We start from the raw sequence: 19,289 nt of genomic DNA, 5'->3' as shown, positions 1-19,289 counted from the left end.
TGACGCAGCATCGGCAGCGTAGCGTGCCGCTGATACCGATTGATGTTCTGAAGACTTTGTTGAATAGAAGCCATAGGAACTACTTCCTCATGATTGTTGAGTGGGCCAGTCCCATCGCATAGTCCACGTTGTAAAAATCGTAGATATACAGAAACCGGAAGAACACCTCCGCCTCGTCCAGACGCCCCCGCTGATAGAATCGATACGCATAGGCATAGATGCCATCCATCAAGTCCTGGGAGTACCCTGCATATCCTTGATGGTCACGCCAGCCTGAATTGCCTCAAGCATTGACGGCGTCATCTCTTCCAATTCAATTACATCGGAGTCACGCGTTTTTTGGGCCAGACCACATCCTCATACCGGTCAATGGTTAGCCAATCGATGCGGCGATGCAACACGATTCACTGTACGCTCCGCCCCACGGAACAACTTTCAAAAATCATGCGAAATACAATTGTTTGATTTGTCAACCCTCTGCGGCATCCGGACGCACACGCTCGTCTGCGCTGTCGTCCGGCGCCACGTCCGGCGCCACGTCCGGCGCCACGTCCGGCAGGTTCGCACGCTCCACCTCCCGCAGCCACTTCAATACCTCGAATACTGGGGCCGACCTGAAAAATGGAAGTCAACGTTTCGTAAAATCGAGAAACGTTGGCTTGGATGAATCGAATTCCGAGAGCGGTCTATCTATCTATCTATCTATCTGTCTGTCTGTCTGCCTGTCTGTCTGCCTGTCTGTCTGTCTGTCTGTCTGTCTGTCTGTCTGTCTGCCTGTCTGTCTGTCTGTCTGTCTGTCAAAGACATTCTCAAATGTCCGCGGACATAATGAAATGGCCAGCCCGATCCCCGCGACCGTTCTGCGATAGGAAGTTCGGTCCACGGTAGAGGAGAGCGCCATGAACAAGATCACGCTGATCGGTATCGATTTGGGCAAGCATGTGTTTCATCTGCATGGGCAAGACGTGAAAGGTCACGAGGTATTTCGGTAAGCGATCCATCATTGACGCCTCTCAGGGAGGTTGATGGGGAGGCGTCGTTCCGGAACGGTGCCGATTTTTAGGTACGCTTGCGGATGGGGTGCGAGTACGGATGAACGAGTACGAGGTTCGAGGCTGAGGGTAAAATCGCAACCGATGTCGCACGAGTTTGAGCGTTGATTTCTTCTTCCGACAGGGGTTTTGAAACACGACGTCCACCCCATACTGCCAGACATGCTGGACGAGGGTCATCAGGATGCTGCGTTTCCCAGGAGACCTCTAGAGAGTCACCTGATGGGAATTCCAGAACGAGCGAGTCTGCGGTAAGGGGTACCAACTGTCCTGACGCGTCCTGGACGTACGCTTTGATTTGCTTTGGATCGGACATGTTTACCTCCGTTGAATGTGAGATGGCTGGTTAATGCGAGGCCGTAGGCATCTTCCACGGCAGCAGCGCGTCGTAATCGTCGACGGTCTTTGCCAGCGGGAGACGCTGGAACAGCCAGGTGAGATAGTGATAGGGATCGATGCCGCTCGCCTTGCAGGTCTCGACGAGCGTATATAGATTGGCGCTTGCGTTTGCGCCGTCGACGGTGTCCGAGAACAGCCACCCGCGGCGCCCGACGCAGAACGGACGAATCGCGTTTTCGCAGGGATTGTTCGAGATGGGCCAGTCGCCGTTCTCGACGTAACGGATGAGCTTTGGCCACTGCGCGCGCAGGTAAGTCAATCCCTTACCAAGCAGGCTCTTCGGTACGATGCCAGATGACTGCTCGAGCATCAACGCGTGGATGGCGTCGAGTACGCGTACGCTGTATCGTCGTCGCAATCGCTGTCGTCGCTGCGCCGGCCACATTTCACTACGTGTCTCGGCAGCGAACAACTTTCCGATCAGCTTGATGAAGCGCGTCGCGAGCAGATTGGGCGTTCGAGCAGCCTTCGGGACGCTGTCCTCCGCTTTGACGAAGTACCGTCTCACGTGAACCCAGCATCCAAGATGCACGAACTGGTGACGTTGAGCGATGTCGTTGTAGGGCTCGTAGCTATCGGTCATCATGACCGCACCCGCGCGGATCCCGGTGAACAGCTTGTCGGCCAGCTTGGCACCGCGTCCCGGGGTATAGGTGAAGCAACGAATGGGAACGCCCGAACCGGTCATCTGCGCCCAGAGGTAACTCGTCGATTGCGGTCGACGGCCTTCTTCCTTCAGCACTTGGAGCGTCGCCTCGTCGCAGTAGATGAGCTCGGAATCGAGCAGCGCATCGCGCATCAGGTTGATCACGGGCTGCGTCGAGAGGCCGACGCGGACCATGCTGGCAGCAATCGTGTTCGACGAGATGTCGCCGCCGAAGCGACGCAGTAGGCCAGCCTGGCGATACAGCGGCATGCCGAACTGGTACTTGCCGGTAGCGATCCACGCGAGTGCCGATTCGCTCAACAGTCCGCGCGGGATGATGCGCGGCGGCGCCGGCGTGACCTTGATGCCGAGATCGCAGCACGGACACGCGTATTTGACGCGCTGGTGCTGGATCACACGAAGCTGCTCGGGGATCACATCGAGCTGCTCGCTGATCTCCACGCCGAACTCGACGAGCGCGTGCCCATCGTTTGCGCAGAAGCGTTCAGCTTCGGGCAGTTCGTGTCGCACGACGTCGCGCGGCAGGGTGGGATCGAGCGGTTTGCGGTGGCCGCGTTTCTTGCGCGTATGCGCAGTGACCGTCAATTCCGGAGTGTCTTCCTGCGCCGGCGTTGCGTTCGTGCCCAACGCTTCGGCTTCATTGAACAGACCGAGCTTTCCCGAGGTTCGTGCCTCGCTTTTGGCGCCGAACAATTCGTGTCGATAGGCGCGCAGCCGCTCCTCGGCGAGATCGCGTTCCGCCGTCACGAGACGCAGCGTGCCGCGAACTTCTTCATGCTCGTGCTGAAGCAAACCATACGCTTCGCGTATCGCGAGCAGCGCGGCAAGTTCGTCGGCGGTGATGGCGACCTGGATCGGCATGCCGATCCCGAGTTCAACTGACGCGACGATATTCGCGTCTCGGATGCCGCTGGATCGTGGTAATGTCATCACCGTCGAGCAACGCGTGCAGCAGGTCCGTCGTCATCGACACGACTTCGGTTTTCTTGTCTGGCCAAGTGAAGCGATCGGCCTCGAGGCGTTTCATCAGCAGCCAGAAGCCGTTCCCATCCCAGCCGAGGATCTTGATGCGATCACGACGCCGATTGCCGAACACGTAGAGCGAGGCATCCATCGGGTTCAGTCGCATCGACTGTTCGACGAGAATCGACAGGCTGTTCATGCCGTAGCGGAAGTCGACAGGATCGCGGTGCAGATACACCTTCAGGTCTTCGTCGAACCGGAACACGGAAGCCTCCCGAGCATGTGGATGACAGTGGTCAGTTCGTCGATGCTCGCCTCACCGAGATCGAACTCGACGCCATTCGACAGACGTACGTGCAGCGAGAGTGCCATCGAAGAAGCTGGAGGTAACGGCTTCGGTGAAAGCGCCATCCGTGGAGTGGTCACCGACACGACTGGCACGAATGCCGGCGGTGAGTTTGGAATATCGATTGAAACGCCATCGGCAACAACAGGTGTCCGGGCCATCCGCTCATGCTCGACCTGGGCTTGGATCTTTTGATGTCGTGCGACCCAACTGCGCAGCAGGTTGGGATTGAGGTCATGCTCCATAGCCGTCCGCGCAATCGAAACGCCGGGCTGCAGGCACAACTGCACTAATTCGTCTCGGGCAGCATCGTCGTATTCACGGCGGCCATCCCGTTTCCGACCGACCACCAGTCGGCTACGCAAGTCTCGTTTTTCTGTCATACCCTCTGATGCCAGCTGTCCACGTGGACACGTAGCATCAGAGTGCAGCGATTTCTAGACAAGGGCGTCGGTAATGAATCGCATACGTATTTCGCAAGAGGCTGACGCGCGCCCAGCTCCTGCCGTTCTTCGGAAATCTGAAGGCCGTGACGGTTGTCATGGAAGCCTGCGCGGGATCCCATTGGCTGGCACGTCAATTGATCGCCATGGGACATGCAGCCAAGCTCATTTCGCCTCAGATTGTCCGCCCCTTTGTGAAGAGCAACAAAAACGACTACATCGACGCCGAAGCGATCTGCGAGGCTGCGGCGCGACCCTCCATGCGCTTTGTAGCACCTCGCTCAGAGGCACAGCAAACACTTGCTGCGTTGCATCGGGTTCGAGAGGGACTCGTCGTTGAGCGCACGGCCACCATCAATCGAATTCACGGCATTCTTCTGGAATTCGGCATCACTCTGCCAACATCCAAAGCTGTATTGAATCGCATATCCGATGCCTTGGGCGCCAATGAGTTGCCATCTCGACTGGCCGAGCTGCTGCACCGATTGCACGAACACTACCGATATCTGGATCAGCAGGTCCATGACATCGACAAGGATCTGAAGTTGCAGTTACGCGAGGACGAAAATGCGGCCCGGCTACTGTCGATTCCCGGGATCGGTGTCGTCACGGCAAGTCTTCTCGCGTCCGAGATCGGGAACGTTAGTCAGTATGAAGGCGGGCGCAACTTTGCCGCGTCGATCGGCCTAGTTCCCAAGCAACACAGCACCGGAGGCCGCAACGTTTTGTATGGAATCAGCAAGCGAGGTGACAAGCATCTGCGTCACCTGTTGGTCCAATGTGCGCGAGCCGTCATCCAGCGAGTGGCGCTGCGAACCGATGGGCTTGGCGAGTGGATTCGATCGATGCTCACACGACGCCATTCGAACGTGGTGGCGTGCGCGGTCGCCAACAAGCTCGCTCGAATCGCTTGGGCTGTACTGACCAAGCACGCCGCGTACGATCCATCGCTCGGGTGTCGTGCTTGAAATTTTGTCCCACCAGGTTTTGCGACTGCGGTAACTCTGATGATCCAACGGCACAGCGACCGGACGAAGAACCTGACAAGTTGTACAGCTCCCAGCAGCTGCCGACATTTTGAGGATCGACCGGTGCGGTTTTCATCGTGGAACGAGGCGTAACCTCAGATTCCGGATAGATTTGCGCAAGCCAAAAACGTCAGAACCAGGGGTTGCAAAATTCGGGCTGGCCATAGATTACAACTTTGCTCTTACACACAATGTCAAAGCCAGATTCAAATGTCCGGTCCGGACATTACTTATATGGTCGCCTCCCATTTGCAAGGCAATTTTGATCGTGGCGAGGAGGGTGGTTGCGGACTTATATCCGGACTCGATCGCAGGACGTGCCTGCCGGCCCCGATGGATTTCGCCGCAAGGTTCCTAATCTAAATAGCGGACTCGAGGTCCGAGAAATGTCTCAGGCTTGCCCTTGCGCGGTCCAACCTGTCTTGCCATCTTTCAACATCACCTGTGCAACCGTGGATGGGATAAAGGAATTGAAGCTTGACTACTGCGACGGTGCTGCCTCATACGTTCGGCCATGCGCCAGCAGCGCCCAGATTGTTCGCGCCATCTTGTTTGCGAGTGCAACAGCAACGACGTTCGTTGGTCGTCGGGACAGCATCTGACGCAAACGCTCCGGCAAGTGCTTTGAGCTCGAGATGACCGATCGCGCGCCGTGGATCAGCAGCGTCCGCAGATAAACGTCACCGCGTTTGCTGATCCCACCGAGCTTGATCTTGCCTCCCGAGCCGTTCTGCCGCGGCACGAGACCGAGATAGGCGGCAAACTCCCGCCCCGAGCGAAACGTTCTTGCCTGTCCAATGACCGAAACCGCGGCAGTTGCCGTGAGTACGCCCACGCCCGGAATCTCCGAGATGCGCAGGCATGCATCGTCATTGCGCCGCCAATTGAGAATGCGTTGCTCGATCCGAGCAATCTGCTCATCGAGCGCACGGAGTCGCGAAAGCTGATCCTGCAGGCTGTCTAGCAACATGGCCGGCAACTCGTCGGCCAGTGACGCCAGCGCGGCTTTGGCGGCGTCGATCGATGCACGACGGCCTTGAGGCAACACGACGCCGAACTCGTAGAGCAATCCGCGAAGTTGGTTGACCTGCATGACGCGAATCCGGACCAGTTGCTGGCGTATCCGGTGCATCGCCAGCATGGCTTGCTGGTCTTCGGTCTTAACGGCCACGAACCGCATGCCGGGACGCTGGGCAGCTTCCCAGATCGCCGCGGCGTCAGCCTCATCATTCTTGTTAGACTTCACGAACGGCCGCACGAACTGAGCTGCGATGAGCCGCACGTCGTGGCCAAGCCGTGCCAGGACCCGGGCCCAATGATGAGCGCTGCCACTGGCCTCCATAACGACGCGACTCGCCGGCCGGTTGGCGAAGAACGGCGCGAGCTGGGCACGTTTGAGTACCTTGCTGTGAATCGCGCCGGTTTCAGGCTCGACATAATGAATCTGGAAAACGCGCTTGGCCAGATCGATGGCAATGGTCGTGGGTTCCATTTGGTTCTCCTTGGCGGCTGGGCTGCCGAACCAGCAATGTCGCATGCTCTGGACGCGAGATTGCGGCGCCGGACGGCCCGTTAAGGCGGGAGGCGACCATTCCATCTAAATGACCGTTACACCAAAAATATTGATAGATATACTTATGTCAAGTAACCGGGAATACTTATGAACCTGAGAGCGATCCCATGGAACCTTCCGGCATATTTGCACGCGGCGTCAAATTCTCTAACCGTTCTCGGCTGGCACTGCGAGCCAGTGCTGGATCCGGCGAGTAGTAGACGATGACTAAGCTCTTCTCGGCCCGGCTGCAGGTCACGTAGAACAAGCGGCGGGTGCGGTCCGAACCGGTCTCTCGGCCGGCAGCTTCATTTTCAAGGTCCGCCTTTGACTTCTCCTTGGTACCGAAGAATTTGACGTAGGCAAAAAGAAAACCTCGCGCCGCGTCGTCATTGATCACGACCAGTACGCGTGGGAACTCAAGCCCCTTGACGCCCTGATGCGTCCCGAATTGCGACTGTCCTCGCGCGTACAAGTCGTAGCGCTCGATCTGGCTCAGTGGTGCCTCAAGCGCTTTGCTCCATGCGCTCAGCTCAGGACTGGTGTCTTCGGCTTCCCCGTCCTCGGTGCGCTCGACCTGATCGCCCTGCCCTGAGCTGTCCTCGGCCGCTACGGCCTTGGCGTCACCGGAAACGAAGGGAGCCAGTGTGTCCAGGATGGAAAACAGACCCGTCTGCACAACAAACTCGAGCACAGCCGGAGCATTGATCTCAGGCGGTTCCGCGATCAGCGCCAGAAGCCCGTCGCACGCTGCCTTAGCCTTGCCGAGCTGCGCGACCTGATTCGATCCAGCCTCTTGAAGCGCTGCGCGATCCAGAAGGGGCGACGACGCCTTGATGATCGCAGTAGCCCCGATGCGGTCGTTGGCACGAAACTCCTTGACCAGCGGCAACACGTCCCTGACGAAGAATCCAAGACCTGCTCCGGCGCCTTGAAGCAGGCTCGTCCTGAGGTTGTCGATCGCCCAAAGCGGCTCGAAGAATTCCGCGAAACCGAATCGCCTGGCAGACATCAGGTTCTCAAGGGCGAGCGTCTTCACCGTGTCAGAGTTCTGCCAGGCCTGGTCACCAGCAATCGTCGCCATACGCTGACGTACTGCCGCTTCAATGGCGAAGGGGTCGGCGCCTGCCTAGGGCGCGATGAAGACCCGGACCACGCCCTTTTCAGCGTCGCTGCGGGGGACCTGTTCCTCGCCATCGACATCGACATCGTGGCGGATGCTGTTGATATCCGTGAGCCGATCGGAGGTGCGTAGTGCCAGCTTGTCGCGCCCCCAAATTTAAATTTTCAGGCTGCAATCCAGAGTTGACGCCCCCGATTTTTTCGAGACAGCTCACTGGCAAGACGACAGTTTTATGCAAGCGGGGTTAACGTCTTCGAGATACGCTTTTTCAGCGTTACGAAATCCACCGATCCAGACATTAATAATTATAGGACCCATGAAACACAAGAGTGTTATTTAAAAATCGCGTGATGCTTCAACGCGAATCAATAAAAACACGCATTTCCACCTCTTTTTTTAAAATTTTCCTGAATCAAAATCATGATTAATTCTGTCAAAATCTGGATTAACGCTACCATTCTGAGTCAACGATCGCATCGGCCTTCTATAATGCGTGAAGCAGGGTCTTCTACGGCAGTAGATAACATCGTCCTACGGGATCGCGTGGTTAACGTAACGAACTCCCAGAATAGAGATCAATTTCCGAAATCGGATTTTCAACAAGCGCCATCCAACTGGGCCGGCCCCCGCGAAAGCAGCGAGGCCAATGGACGAGTCAAGCCGTCGGCAGCGCTACACGGCCTCCCCACCGAACTCGTTCATCAGATTGCCGAATATCTGCCTCATGGTGATCGGCTTGCGCTGGCCGGGGCCAATAAAAGGTTACGCGATGCACTTGCGCCGATGCGAGACGCTTCCCTGAAGGTACGCGATGAAGAGGTGCCAAAGCAAATCGCGGCATTACTCGATAGTCACGACCCGAGAGTAGCGACCGCCTTGCTTAAGGAATTTTGGGCTGTGCCACCCAAACTGCGAGGCATGGTTCTAATGAGACTTATCTGTGTGATTAGCAGTTGTCCACAGTCCGAAAGAAAGATGCTGTTCGATGGCGCCCTCAAGGAACTTATGGATTTGCCCGCCGAACAACGCGATAAGAAGATGGAATGGACTAATGGTCCGATGATGGAAGCGCTAGCGATAAATGTCTCTAGCCTGTCGAGCGCCGACGAAAAGGTAGTGGTTGAAATTCGGAAGGCCATCGACAAAGCAACGTCGGATTTGACCAACGAACAATGCCGCAAGCTGAACCGGGAATACGATGACGTTATCTGGGCGGGCGTATCTGGCCGACGAGCGGCGGTCGATGGTTTTCTCAAAGCACTCGAGGATCTGCCCGCCGAACAACGCGGCAAGGTGCGGGCGAACCTCGCCGGAGTGATCCCTTGGCCAGGATGTGAGCAATCAGCGGCGTTGGATGACATGTTCAAGGCGCTCGAGACCCTCCCCCCCCAACAACGCAATTGGCCGGTGCAAACCATTTTGAACGATATCGATTGGGGCGCAATCCGCGTAAAGGGGGCGGCCGATCGCTATCGTGCGTTGCTGACAAACCCGCCTTATTGACACGAGTCATATCAGCTCCGACTCCAACCGAAAAGCGGCGTTCGATGACGCCCTCACGCTGCCGTCAGCCGAAGTAATCTATGGTCCACCCCATTTTTGCAACACTAATCTTCGATGTGATGGTGATTTGCCTAAATCTATTCGGCGTCGTTGACCGTAAGCGCGAAATCCTCCGCACCTAACCGGCACTGCTGAATCGATCCACGATGACAGCTGACACGATTGACCTCGATTTCCTGCCCCTGAAGGTGACCCATGTCTCCCCGAACGGCAAGCGATCATTTGATCCTGATGGGAAACGCCGCCTGGCGAGGCATGTTTACAACCCGGCGCTTCACTATCAGGTCTGGCGCTCAAGGCCGGGGTGAACGCGAACCAGCTACGCAAATGGGCCGAGATATACCGGAAGGCGGGCGTAACCGCCGCAGCGCCTTGCCGATCACCTTGTTCGAGGGGACGAGGTTGTTGAGGAAGCCGATTGAGCCTTCGAAGCCGGGGGCATAGGCGCGGCCGCAAACGCTCGGTCGAACCCGGCAGTTACTTGCTCTGGCACATCATGTCACCCTACACGCAAGACTCGCTTCCACGTTTAAGTTCCAGGCGAATCTGCCCTGCTTCGGCGGGACCTTCCACCTGCCAGCCAAGGCGCTCGTAGAACGTCTGAGCCCGTGTGCCAGGCGTGGTTGCCAACCAAACCATTTGCAGTTCCCTCGACCACAACCATGACACCATTTCGTCGTGCAGACGCCGTCCGTAACCTTGTCCCTCCGCGTCTGGATGCACGAAGAGCGCCCAGATACTTCCGTTGACGGCGTCGGCAATACCGAAGGCCCAAATTCTGTCGTCTACCTCGATGACCCAACCTCACCCGGTATCTTCGATTGAACGTCAAACGTCTTCTTCTGGAATCACGATTCCTGGCGCCAGCCGGTTTTCCCGCACTGCGAAGCGCACGTCAAACATCTGCGGAATGTCCTGTATTTTGGCCAGCCTGATCGATGCCAATTCATTCTCCTTGGGTGTACAGCCTATAGCGGATGAAACGGTTTCCGCAAAGTTCAGTTTCCCCATCATTGATGAACCCAAGACGCTGCATACTTTTCCGCTGACGTCTTGTGTCCGGCAGCAGTGCCGTGATGGAAGCCAGACCCATTTGGGAAAACGCCATGCTGATAATTTGTTGATAGATCACGTGTCCCATTCCCCAGTATTCCGGAAGGAGCACCAACGCCAGGTCGGCATCACCGGATTCATGTTGCAACCCTCCCCATCCGGCAAATTTTCCGTCGACGAAAAAAGCCAGAGGCCCGTATCCGTGGCGTGCCCACTGCGAGTCCTTTTCCAGAATCCATGCGAGACATTTCCTTTCGTCAAAGGTGTTCTCAGCAAGTGGCATGTGACGCAAGACCAGGGGATTGCTGTTCAGTGCGACGACCTCTTTCACGTCCGCCTCTGTGAGGCGTTTGCATTCAAGCTTCATCTGAACTCCTTGACAATTTGCAGGATGCGGCTACGAGTTGCCGGCTGCAATCTTTAGCACGAGCGGATCGCGCTCGCGGAGAAAACCGGAGCGTTCATAAAACGGGGAACTTCTGTCGCTCGGCGATACCGCAGGCAACTCCAGTCGTTGTTTCTGGGACCAACGCCGCGCCTCAGTCAGCAAATGACTGCCGATGCCCTTGTCGCGAAATTCGGGCAATGCGAGCAACGACTGGCGCGTAACTGGATGCTTCTCGCAGAATGCCAGCAGGACCTTTTTCGAAATGATTCGCTTGGGTCAAGTGCAGTCCCATTTTGGGACTGCGGCAAGTCTTGTTGATTGACGGGGTTGATGAGCGCGTTGACGCTAAGCTGCGAAGACCGCTAAAAAGGGGGCGGATAGCAAGATCGGCTAGTTCGATAGCGCCGAGCAAACATTTCTGACCCTGCCTCGTTTTCCATGCGTGATAGAACTACACGCCGACCTATTCGTAGGACATCGTGATGGTCGCCTGCGCATCCGCTTCGCCGCCAGTGACCTTCGCGCCAGTCTGGATGTAGGCCGCCTCGAATTTCAGATCGATGTGCTGATTGTCCTGGTCAGGCTGGTATTGGCCGACCGGCATGGCGTGTCCTAAATTCACGAAGGCCTTGTTGTCGTCGTCCTTCACCTGCACGCTCACACCCGATGCGCCATTTGCATTCGATAACGACAGCGCTCCAGGCTGAGATGGATCAATTTTCGAACCACCCGCCCCATTCATCAGGTACGACAATTTGTTAATCCCCGTCGGGCACGTCATCGATACCGTAAACGGCTTGAAATCGGATGTCGTGCCGGGCCCCGTGAACTTCGACAGCGAAATGTCGTTACCCATAGACACACCGATCTGCTTGGTTAGGATTTCGCAGGTGGGTTGGCGGATGAGGACGTGACCGATCGCATGGAAAGCAATACCATTAAGTTGACTCAACTCGACACCATTCTGTCCTAGATCGATGTCCCCAGGATTAATAGGACCATTAAGTCTAACTAGGGCAGCCCTAAATTGTACAGAGAATTTTTGGCCGTTAGGCCATCCGCTGGCAAAGTTCGTATTAAAATCACTTGCGGAGGGAGGCACCCATGGCTCCCAACCCTCCCCCGCTTTCTTAATCCGTACGCCCAACGCCAACCCAATTCCTTTTGTCCCTGGTAGTGGCATAACGGGCACGGGCTCCCCATCCGGACCATGTATTACCGAGATTTGTTTGGAATTATGGTACTTCAAACTTAGACCATAGAATCCGATCGCATGAAGAGATTTTTGAACTGGTGTCGTACTATACCATTGAGATATCACAGTATATGGCGCAAGTTGATTTGAGTACAGGGTGACGGATGATGGAAATGGAAGCGGCTCATCAACGGACTCGCCGCTCCACGCATTCGAGCAAAAAAAACAATATTGATACGACGATACGAAAATATCTATGCATAACTTCACTCTTGATGGACGTTATCTTGTCGACCCGAAATTAATTATCTTAAATTAAGTTGCATGACGGATAGGTTTGCGCATGAAATTCGCAAGCGATGCGTCGCCGGGATTTTTGAAGGCAACGCAAATAGCTACTCCAGCGATGGCCTTCAGTTCAGACCAATTTTATAATGAAACATCGACCATTCGGCATCAGCCCCATCCGAATCCGAATCGTCGGCCGCTCATATTGGTATAGGAAATATCCTTGTGGAGGCACCGATTTATCCGGCTCGGTGGTCATCGCTGACGCAGCCGAGGACGTTGTAGAAGATAGTTCGCGGAACGAACCCACGACGATGAAACGGCAAATGAGCTTTGCGGAAGCGGAAGGCGCAGGCAAGAAGCGCGTGACCCGGCGTCAGCGTTTCCTCGACGAGATGGAGAAGCTCGTGCCGTGGTCGCGATTGCTGACGGCAATCGAGCCGTACTACCCGAAAGGAACTCGCGGCCGCCCGCCGATCGGTTTGGAGCGGATGCTTCGAATCTACTTTCTGCAGCAGTGGTACAGCCTGTCGGACGAAGGGCTCGAGGATGCGCTGTACGACAGCATCGCGATGCGGGCGTTACCGGGATTGATCTGGCCATCGAGAATGTGCCGGATGCGACCACGCTGCTGAAGTTCCGGCGCCTGCTTCTCGAACATGACCTGACGCGCAAGCTGTTCGACGAGATTGGCATCTCGCTGTGCGAACGCGGGCTGATGAGGAAGGAAGGCACGCTGGTCGATGCGACGATCATCGAAGCGCCGCCGTCGACCAAAAACGCCGAGAAGCGTCGCGATCCGGACATGCATCAAACGAAGAAAGGCAACGAGTGGCACTTCGGCATGAAGGCGCACGTGCGACCTGAAAGTCGCTTGAATTTCTGTCTAACTCAACGAGCTGTCCGTTGTGATTAAACCGGTTGTTCCGTCGCCGACCACCTCGCGGGATCGCCTATTAATCAGCGCTTCCCTAACTGTCCAGGTGTTCGCAAACGCGTACCCACTTCGGGGGCAGAGCCGATGGTGTAAGAAGATATTTTCCGATTTTAAGGTTAGCTATTTGAAATTAATTCTATAGTAAATCAACAATCATTCAACACCAGCCCCATCCCAAGTCGAATCGCCGTTTCCTGAAATTTGTATGGGAAATATCTGAGTTCAATCCGCAACGAAGCCGAGTCGCCGTCCATTGAGATCAGTCGATTCCTTTGAGTTTTGTAAATTTCCGATTTCTGACGATTGAGCAATGCGCCATCATGATTTCGCGGACGAATGCCCTCCCTGCCCGCAGACGGTGCAGCATGTCGAGACCGCCTTGATCGACAGCCGCGAGGCAACGGGCGGCGCCACCGCGCTCGATCAATGGGGCACGCTGCTGCCGCGGCCGGAAGCGGGCGGCGCCAATCTCCATCTCCGTGCTGGAAAGCGCCGGGGTGTGGCCCTATCCGAGCATGGTCAACTTGGCGGCTGCAAGGAGCGCTCGGCGGGAAGGCCGTGAGAAAAGCCTGGGTGCGCGCCCGATCGCTGAAGCCTCGCACGCGCTGCGCGCGCGCTCGTGTGGGCTAATGGCTGTTCTCAGCACGGTTGTTCACCCGGGCCGAAGCGTTAACACGAGGCTGACATTGGCCAGCTCCGGCATGTTGGCCTTCGCGGTAGCGTAGCTGCGCAGTTGGTCGGCGACGATCTTTCGCGGTGTCGGGCAGGAGCGCGGTACCCGCTGGAAGAAGCGCTTGGTAGCCGCCTTGTCGCGGCGCTTCTGCACCAAGACGTCCAGCTCGACGCCATGCTCGTCGACCGCCCGCTACAGCAAGTAGGTGGCGCTGCTGCGCGAACGCCAGAAGCTCGATCACCGGCAGGTTGCTGAGCAACTGGCAATGCTGCGCAACGGACAGCTCGCGCAATGCTAAGCGCAGTGAGCGCTTGGGGAGTAATTTTTCGTCATCGCTGGACATCGACGCGTCCCCACAAGCAGCGTCATTGTGCCGCCGCGAGATCAGCCAGCGTGATCAGTGACAGCATCGGATCGAGCGGCGACGCCTCAAACCCGACCCGTTCGTAAAACGCTTTGGCCGAATCGGACAGCGCGTGGACGATCATGCCGCGAATCCAGATCGCAGCGGCCGCGTGCAGCACGCGCAATTCGGCATCACGCACCAGCGCACGACCAATGCCTCCGCCCTGTTGTGTCCGATCGACTGCGAGCCGACCCAACACCACAACAGGGATTGGATCCGGCATATTGCGCCGGAATCGATCGGGCGTAGCTTCGACCGCGACGGCACCAGATGCGAGTGCGTAATACGCACGCACCTGCCCATCTTGCTTGGGTTGCGACGAAGGTACGCGACGCACCGCTGCGCTGATTGGCGAGCGCGCGACGTTTGAGCCACGTGTCCCAAGCTCCTGACGCCGGACTCGAAGGCGTCCAGGGCGTGCTCGGCTGTGAGCGGCTGCGGAGCCATCCACGTCATGCGGCAGAATCCCACGGCGCGGGCGTCTGCATGGTTCGACGCAATGCGACATTCGGCTGGGCTGGTGCGTCCAGGCGTGCGGGGCAGCAACCAAGACAACCTGATCCAGCAGCGTCTGCTCGGCGGCCGAACGCGCAGCGTCGAGAATGGAATCGGTGCGGGTTTTGCCGAGCGCTGCTGCGGCGCGATCGATCAGGCTCCCCGAGCCGGTGCCTGAAGCACTCCGCAAGTGCACACGTCCCTCGGTTTCCCAGACACGGTGCTCCGCAAGCCAGTCTCCGCTGCGCAAAACCAGCCTTTCCGTACTGGCACGCTTCATGCATGTTGAATTACATTCAATGTACTTGAGCGAGATTCACTAACGTTTCTTTCACGACATCGCACTGCAAGGGGGCATCATGCATAGGTCTTTCCGCACTCTGATACTGTCGTTGGCTGGCGCGCTAGCGTTGTGCGCATCCGTTCCAGGCTGGTCGCAAGACAACGATCTGCTGTCCCGAATCAAGGCGAACAAGGAAATCACAATCGCCACCGAGGCGCGCTACGCGCCATTCGAATACATCGATAACGGCAAGATCGTTGGCTATGACGCCGACCTCATGCAGTACGTGTTGAAGTCACTACCCGATGTGAAGGTCAAGCAGCTCGACCTGCCATTCCAGGGCCTGCTGCCGGGCCTTGACGCAAAGCGCTTCGATATGGTCGTGACCGCTGTCACAGTCAACAAGGACCGCGCAAGCCATTTCGCATTCACACTGCCCATAGCGGACGCCACCACCGGCGTCCTGCTGCGCACCAACGAAACATCGATCAAATCTCCTAACGATCTGAACGGAAAGATCGTCGGCTCTCAAACCGGTTCTGCCCAACTGCAGGCACTGATTGCGCTCGACAAGAAACTCAAGGACGCAGGCGGTCCCGGTATCAAGCAGATCAAGCAGTACGTCGCCTTCGACGAGGCCTATGGCGACCTGGCAGTGGGACGCCTCGACGCCGTGGCACAGTCGGTCGCCAACCTCGGCCCGCTGATGAAAGCGCGCCCGGGCGTGTTCATGGTCATGTCGCAAACGATCGGCCCGAAGAGCTACTTTGCCTGGGTGGCGCGCAAAGATGCGGATAGCGCCGCGCTCGCCAAACTGTTCAGCGAGGGCATCGCACGCGCGAACAAGGACGGCACGATGAAGAAGCTTCAGCAGAAATGGTTCGGCACGACGATGGATGTACCTTCCGACGCGCTGCCCGAACCGACGATGTAACAGCAGCGTGGCTTGTTTTCCGGTCATCGAAACGACATGAACACTCCTGACCTGCTCGCCCGCTGCCTCAGCTATCTGCCCCAATTGATGGACGGCGCACTGACCACGCTGTGCCTGTCCGCTGCGGCGATCGTCTGTGGTTTCTTCGCCGGTATTTTCATCTACACGATGTCGGCAAGTGACAGCACGCTGATGTCCGGCGCGGCGCGGGTCTATGTCAGTCTGTTCCGCGGCACGCCGGTGCTCGCGCAACTGCTGGTGTTCTACTACGTGCCCTCGGCGATCGGGCTGACGTTGCCCGGCGTGGTTGCGGCTGCGATCGGGCTGTCTCTGAACACGGCTGCGTACCAGTCGCAGATTCTGGGCGCCGGCTTCCGGTCAATTCCGCGCGGCCAGATCGAAGCGGCGCGCACCTTCAATCTCACGCAGCGACAGACGCTATGGCATATCGAGGTGCCCCAGGTGCTGGCGGCGACGCTGCCGGCGCTGGTGTCGGAGACGATCGACATCGTCAAGGCTTCGGCGGTCATCTCGGTGATCGCTGTCACCGACCTGATGCGCGTCGGCCAGCAGCTCGCCTCAGCCAGTTATCGGCCGCTGGAGGTCTATACGCTCGCGGCGTGCTTCTACCTGGCGATTACGTCACTGCTATCGCTCGTCGCGCACGGCTACGAGCGGCGTGTCGCAAAGCGCGCCTGATGCCAGGAAACGGTGCCATCCCATGAATGCATTCCTCTCCCTCGTGCCGCGCTTTACCGCCGCCATGCTCGTGACGCTCGAAGTCAGCCTGCTCGCAGCGCTGCCGGGCATGGTGGGCGGCTTCCTGTTGAACGTGCTGCGGATGCGTTTTCCGCAGACGCTGGCCTACCCTTATCAAGCGTATGTGTGGCTCGTGCGCGGAACACCATATCTATCGCAACTGGTGATCGTCTATTTCGGCCTGCCGATGCTAGGCCTGACGATGAGCGCCGTGCAGGCCACCATTCTCTCGCTGTCGCTGTATTCGGCCGCGTACTTTGCCGAAATTTTCCGCGCTGGATGGGCCAGCATTCCGCGCGGCCAGATCGAGGCGGCACGTGCATTCGGCATTGACCGGTGGGCGGCGTTTCGTGCAATCGAGCTGCCGCAGGCCGTCGCCTTCGCGCTGCCGCTGCTCGCCAATCAGGTCATTCTCGTGATCAAGGAAAGCGCAGTCGCATCGATCATCACGGTGCCTGAACTGACCATGACCGCAAGCGACATCGTTGCCTCCACCTATGCATATATCGGGCCGTACGCCATGCTGATCGTCAGCTACTGGCTCCTGACCCAGGCCGTCGCGCTACTTGCCGGACGGGCCGCGACCTTGATTAGCTTTTTGCAGAAGACCTCATGAGCGCTCTCCCCATTCTTCAACTCCGCGCGGTCGGCAAGTCGTATGGCGCCACCCGCGTGCTCAAAGGCATCGATCTCGACGTGATGCGCGGAGAAATCGTGACGTTGATCGGTCCATCCGGCTCCGGAAAAACCACTGCTTTGCGCTGCATCAACTTCCTCGAGGCGTACGACGAGGGCGAGGTGTGGATCAAGGGGCAACTTCTCGGCTATCGCTCAGCCGGCCGCACGGAGCGCGATCGCGACAGCGACGCCAGCCTCGCCGAGGTGCGCCGGCCCGTCGCGATGGTGTTTCAGCAGTTCAACCTGTGGCCGCATATGACCGTGCTCGCCAACGTGGCTGCGCCACTCGTCCTGTCAAAGAAAATCCGCAAGGACGAAGCGCGGCGCAAAGCGCTGGCAGCGCTCCAGCGCGTCGGCCTCGAGCACCGGGCGGACGCTTACCCGTCGCGGCTGAGCGGCGGCCAGCAACAGCGCGTTGGCATCGCGCGTGCCCTTGCGATTGAGCCCGAAGTGATGCTGCTCGACGAACCGACCTCCGCACTCGACCCCGAGCTGGTCGAAGAAGTGCTGAGCGTGATCCGTTCCCTCGCGCAGGACGGCATGACAATGGTGATGGTCACGCACGAAATGAGCTTCGCCGCGAAAATATCTGACAAGGTGGTGTTCATGGAAGCGGGGCGCATCGTCGAAGCCGGACCGCCTGCACAGCTTTTCGGCAACACCCGCACACCGCGCTTGCAGCAGTTCCTGAAGCCTTGGTTCGACCGGAGCCTGCCGATTGCAGGCAACGCTGCCGGGGCCTGCGCTACGCTCGGCATGGACGCGCCGGAAAACGGCGCGTCCCGGGGGGCCGCCGCATGACGCCGCATCGCCCCGATCATGCTGCTCAGGCTGCGAGCGCACACGTCGATCCCTCACGCCTGCTCGGTTCGATCGACGCCCTGGCTGCATTCGGTGCACGCACCGACGGCGGTGTAGATCGCCCGGCACTGTCGGCGTGCGATATCGAGGCGCGCCGCCATTTGATCGAACGCGCACACGCGCTCGGCTGCACCGTCACGACTGACGACTGCGCGAATCTCTTCATTCGCCGCGCCGGCACAGAAGATATCGCGCCGGTCATGACCGGCAGCCATATCGACACGCAACCTACCGGCGGCAAACTCGACGGCTGCTATGGAGTGCTGGCCGGCATCGAATGCATCGCGGCGCTGAACGATGCCGGCATCCGGACCCGGCGTCCACTCGACGTGGCGATCTGGACCAACGAGGAAGGCACCCGTTTTCAGCCCGGCGCGATGGGTTCGAGTGCATTTGTCGACCCGGCGCTCCTCGAACGCTATCGCGACGCGAGAGATGCGTCTGGCACCACGCTCGCCTCTGCACTGGACGCGCATCGAAAGACCTTCCCGACGCTCGGCAAGCACGACGCGCAGCAGCCCACGCGCGCGTTCATCGAACTGCATATCGAGCAGGGGCCGCAACTCGAACTGGCAAGCGTTCCGCTGGGTGTTGTCTGCGGCATTCAGGGCGTGCGCTGGCATGCAATCACCTGTGAGGGTGTCGCGGCGCACGCCGGCACCACGCCGATGCATGCACGCCATGACGCGATGACACTGGCGATCGCCGTGCGCGCTGAAATCGAAGCATTCTCAACCGCGCTCGGTCAGGAACATACGCGCGTGACGTTCGGGCGCTGGTCGGTGGCGCCGAATTCGATCAATACGATTGCATCGGCTGTCACCTTCACCGTCGATTTTCGCCATCCCGATACCGATGTGCTCACGGCCTTCGATGAGCAGCTCGCGCAATGCGCAGAACTGCATCGCGTCGCGGTCGAGCCGCTGTTCTCGCATGCGCCGGTCTGCTTCGACGACGCATTGGTTGCACGCCTTGCCGACGCATGCGCCGCACTCGCCGCTCCAACGCTCACGCTGACATCGGGCGCTTTCCACGACGCCATGTATCTGGCACGCCACTGCCCGACCGCCATGCTGTTCGTGCCAAGCCGCGGCGGGATCAGTCACAACCCGCTCGAATCAACCGACGACGATCACCTCGTGCTGGGCACGCGCGCTCTCGCGCATTGCCTTGCCACTCTCTGCAACGAACCTTGATGAAGGA

Annotated in this window: 18 protein-coding genes and 6 pseudogenes; 11 read left to right on the top strand and 13 right to left on the bottom strand. The window is 58.2% G+C overall.

Annotation, left to right across the window (positions count from 1 at the left end; genetic code table 11):
- Positions 1–79: 79 nt before the first annotated feature.
- The 4 genes from WS45_RS36360 to WS45_RS32925 all read right to left on the bottom strand — a co-directional run bounded on the left by WS45_RS36360 (position 80) and on the right by WS45_RS32925 (position 3,810).
- Positions 80–229, bottom strand: coding sequence for a tetratricopeptide repeat protein (locus WS45_RS36360; protein ID WP_306459382.1), 150 nt, complete (start codon positions 227–229; stop codon positions 80–82).
- A gap of 1,169 nt (positions 230–1,398) precedes the next feature.
- Positions 1,399–2,979 carry an IS66 family transposase gene (gene tnpC / locus WS45_RS02140; RefSeq protein WP_059534761.1) on the bottom strand — a complete coding sequence of 527 codons (1,581 nt, stop codon included), beginning with the start codon at positions 2,977–2,979 and terminating at the stop codon, positions 1,399–1,401.
- Positions 2,980–2,992: 13 nt separating this feature from the next.
- Positions 2,993–3,346, bottom strand: coding sequence for an IS66 family insertion sequence element accessory protein TnpB (gene tnpB / locus WS45_RS02135; RefSeq protein ID WP_059534759.1), 354 nt, complete (start codon positions 3,344–3,346; stop codon positions 2,993–2,995).
- Positions 3,322–3,810 (bottom strand): transposase, encoded by a 489-nt coding sequence (locus WS45_RS32925; protein ID WP_179949210.1) that lies wholly within the window; start codon positions 3,808–3,810, stop codon positions 3,322–3,324. Before WS45_RS32925 ends, tnpB begins: the two co-directional genes overlap by 25 nt.
- An 86-nt stretch (positions 3,811–3,896) precedes the next feature.
- Between WS45_RS32925 and WS45_RS02125 the strand changes: the two are divergent.
- A pseudogene (locus WS45_RS02125) lies at positions 3,897–4,838 on the top strand (IS110 family transposase); the annotation flags it as partial.
- Positions 4,839–5,379: 541 nt separating this feature from the next.
- Here WS45_RS02125 and WS45_RS02120 read toward each other — a convergent pair.
- Positions 5,380–6,390 (bottom strand): IS110 family transposase, encoded by a 1,011-nt coding sequence (locus WS45_RS02120; RefSeq protein ID WP_059534753.1) that lies wholly within the window; start codon positions 6,388–6,390, stop codon positions 5,380–5,382.
- 166 nt (positions 6,391–6,556) lie between these two features.
- Positions 6,557–7,534, bottom strand: coding sequence for a hypothetical protein (locus WS45_RS02115; RefSeq protein ID WP_257127709.1), 978 nt, complete (start codon positions 7,532–7,534; stop codon positions 6,557–6,559).
- A gap of 459 nt (positions 7,535–7,993) precedes the next feature.
- Here WS45_RS02115 and WS45_RS34670 point away from each other — a divergent pair, with 459 nt between their 5' ends.
- On the top strand, positions 7,994–9,076 hold the full coding sequence (locus tag WS45_RS34670; RefSeq protein ID WP_156437007.1) for a hypothetical protein: 1,083 nt from the start codon (positions 7,994–7,996) through the stop codon (positions 9,074–9,076).
- Positions 9,077–9,282: 206 nt separating this feature from the next.
- Positions 9,283–9,509, top strand: a pseudogene (locus tag WS45_RS35975) (transposase); the annotation flags it as partial.
- 131 nt (positions 9,510–9,640) lie between these two features.
- On the opposite strand, the gene WS45_RS36500 reads toward WS45_RS35975, so the two are convergent.
- The 4 genes from WS45_RS36500 to WS45_RS32905 form a co-directional block, all read right to left on the bottom strand.
- Entirely contained in the window at positions 9,641–9,931 is a 291-nt protein-coding gene (locus WS45_RS36500; RefSeq protein WP_082721813.1) for a GNAT family N-acetyltransferase, read from the bottom strand.
- A 151-nt stretch (positions 9,932–10,082) separates the two neighbouring features.
- Positions 10,083–10,556 (bottom strand): GNAT family N-acetyltransferase, encoded by a 474-nt coding sequence (locus tag WS45_RS02105; protein ID WP_059534749.1) that lies wholly within the window; start codon positions 10,554–10,556, stop codon positions 10,083–10,085.
- 30 nt (positions 10,557–10,586) lie between these two features.
- On the bottom strand, positions 10,587–10,784 hold the full coding sequence (locus WS45_RS36495; protein WP_179949110.1) for a GNAT family N-acetyltransferase: 198 nt from the start codon (positions 10,782–10,784) through the stop codon (positions 10,587–10,589).
- A 256-nt stretch (positions 10,785–11,040) separates the two neighbouring features.
- The gene (locus WS45_RS32905; protein ID WP_059596270.1) at positions 11,041–11,529 is read right to left on the bottom strand and encodes a fimbrial protein; all 489 of its coding nucleotides are present in this window, start codon (positions 11,527–11,529) and stop codon (positions 11,041–11,043) included.
- An 845-nt stretch (positions 11,530–12,374) separates the two neighbouring features.
- On the opposite strand from WS45_RS32905, the pseudogene WS45_RS02095 reads away from it, so the two are divergent.
- Both WS45_RS02095 and WS45_RS34665 read left to right on the top strand, forming a co-directional pair.
- Positions 12,375–12,919, top strand: a pseudogene (locus WS45_RS02095) (IS5 family transposase); the annotation flags it as partial.
- Between the two features lie 388 nt (positions 12,920–13,307).
- Positions 13,308–13,559 carry a hypothetical protein gene (locus WS45_RS34665; RefSeq protein WP_156437005.1) on the top strand — a complete coding sequence of 84 codons (252 nt, stop codon included), beginning with the start codon at positions 13,308–13,310 and terminating at the stop codon, positions 13,557–13,559.
- Here the strand turns inward: WS45_RS34665 and WS45_RS02085 are convergent.
- Positions 13,543–13,862 (bottom strand): annotated as a pseudogene (locus WS45_RS02085) (DDE-type integrase/transposase/recombinase); the annotation flags it as partial. The gene WS45_RS34665 and the pseudogene WS45_RS02085 overlap by 17 nt on opposite strands.
- A 173-nt stretch (positions 13,863–14,035) precedes the next feature.
- A pseudogene (locus tag WS45_RS02080) lies at positions 14,036–14,532 on the bottom strand (GNAT family N-acetyltransferase).
- On the opposite strand from WS45_RS02080, the gene WS45_RS35970 reads away from it, so the two are divergent.
- The gene (locus WS45_RS35970; protein WP_257127708.1) at positions 14,531–14,749 is read left to right on the top strand and encodes a hypothetical protein; all 219 of its coding nucleotides are present in this window, start codon (positions 14,531–14,533) and stop codon (positions 14,747–14,749) included. The pseudogene WS45_RS02080 and the gene WS45_RS35970 sit on opposite strands and share 2 nt — an antisense overlap.
- Here WS45_RS35970 and WS45_RS35965 read toward each other — a convergent pair.
- Positions 14,660–14,851, bottom strand: a pseudogene (locus WS45_RS35965) (hypothetical protein); the annotation flags it as partial. The gene WS45_RS35970 and the pseudogene WS45_RS35965 overlap by 90 nt on opposite strands.
- Positions 14,852–14,930: 79 nt before the next feature.
- Here WS45_RS35965 and WS45_RS02075 point away from each other — a divergent pair.
- Genes WS45_RS02075 through WS45_RS02055 form a run of 5 tightly spaced genes read left to right on the top strand, consistent with a single transcriptional unit; the run spans position 14,931 to position 19,282 of the window.
- Positions 14,931–15,788 (top strand): transporter substrate-binding domain-containing protein, encoded by an 858-nt coding sequence (locus WS45_RS02075; protein ID WP_059534743.1) that lies wholly within the window; start codon positions 14,931–14,933, stop codon positions 15,786–15,788.
- Positions 15,789–15,824: 36 nt separating this feature from the next.
- A complete protein-coding gene (locus WS45_RS02070; protein WP_059534741.1) occupies positions 15,825–16,487 on the top strand; it encodes an amino acid ABC transporter permease in 663 nt (220 codons plus the stop codon).
- A gap of 22 nt (positions 16,488–16,509) precedes the next feature.
- Positions 16,510–17,163 carry an amino acid ABC transporter permease gene (locus WS45_RS02065; protein ID WP_059534739.1) on the top strand — a complete coding sequence of 218 codons (654 nt, stop codon included), beginning with the start codon at positions 16,510–16,512 and terminating at the stop codon, positions 17,161–17,163.
- On the top strand, positions 17,160–18,026 hold the full coding sequence (locus WS45_RS02060) for an amino acid ABC transporter ATP-binding protein (protein WP_082721810.1): 867 nt from the start codon (positions 17,160–17,162) through the stop codon (positions 18,024–18,026). The genes WS45_RS02065 and WS45_RS02060 overlap by 4 nt, the downstream gene beginning before the upstream one ends.
- A complete protein-coding gene (locus tag WS45_RS02055; RefSeq protein ID WP_059534737.1) occupies positions 18,023–19,282 on the top strand; it encodes a M20 family metallo-hydrolase in 1,260 nt (419 codons plus the stop codon). Before WS45_RS02060 ends, WS45_RS02055 begins: the two co-directional genes overlap by 4 nt.
- The last annotated feature ends 7 nt before the right edge of the window (positions 19,283–19,289 follow it).

It is taken from the genome of Burkholderia sp. RF2-non_BP3 (assembly GCF_001522185.1).
In the GTDB taxonomy this organism is placed as follows: domain Bacteria; phylum Pseudomonadota; class Gammaproteobacteria; order Burkholderiales; family Burkholderiaceae; genus Burkholderia; species Burkholderia diffusa.
Note: the sequence above shows the minus strand (reverse complement) of the source record. Positions and strands in the feature narration are given on the sequence as shown.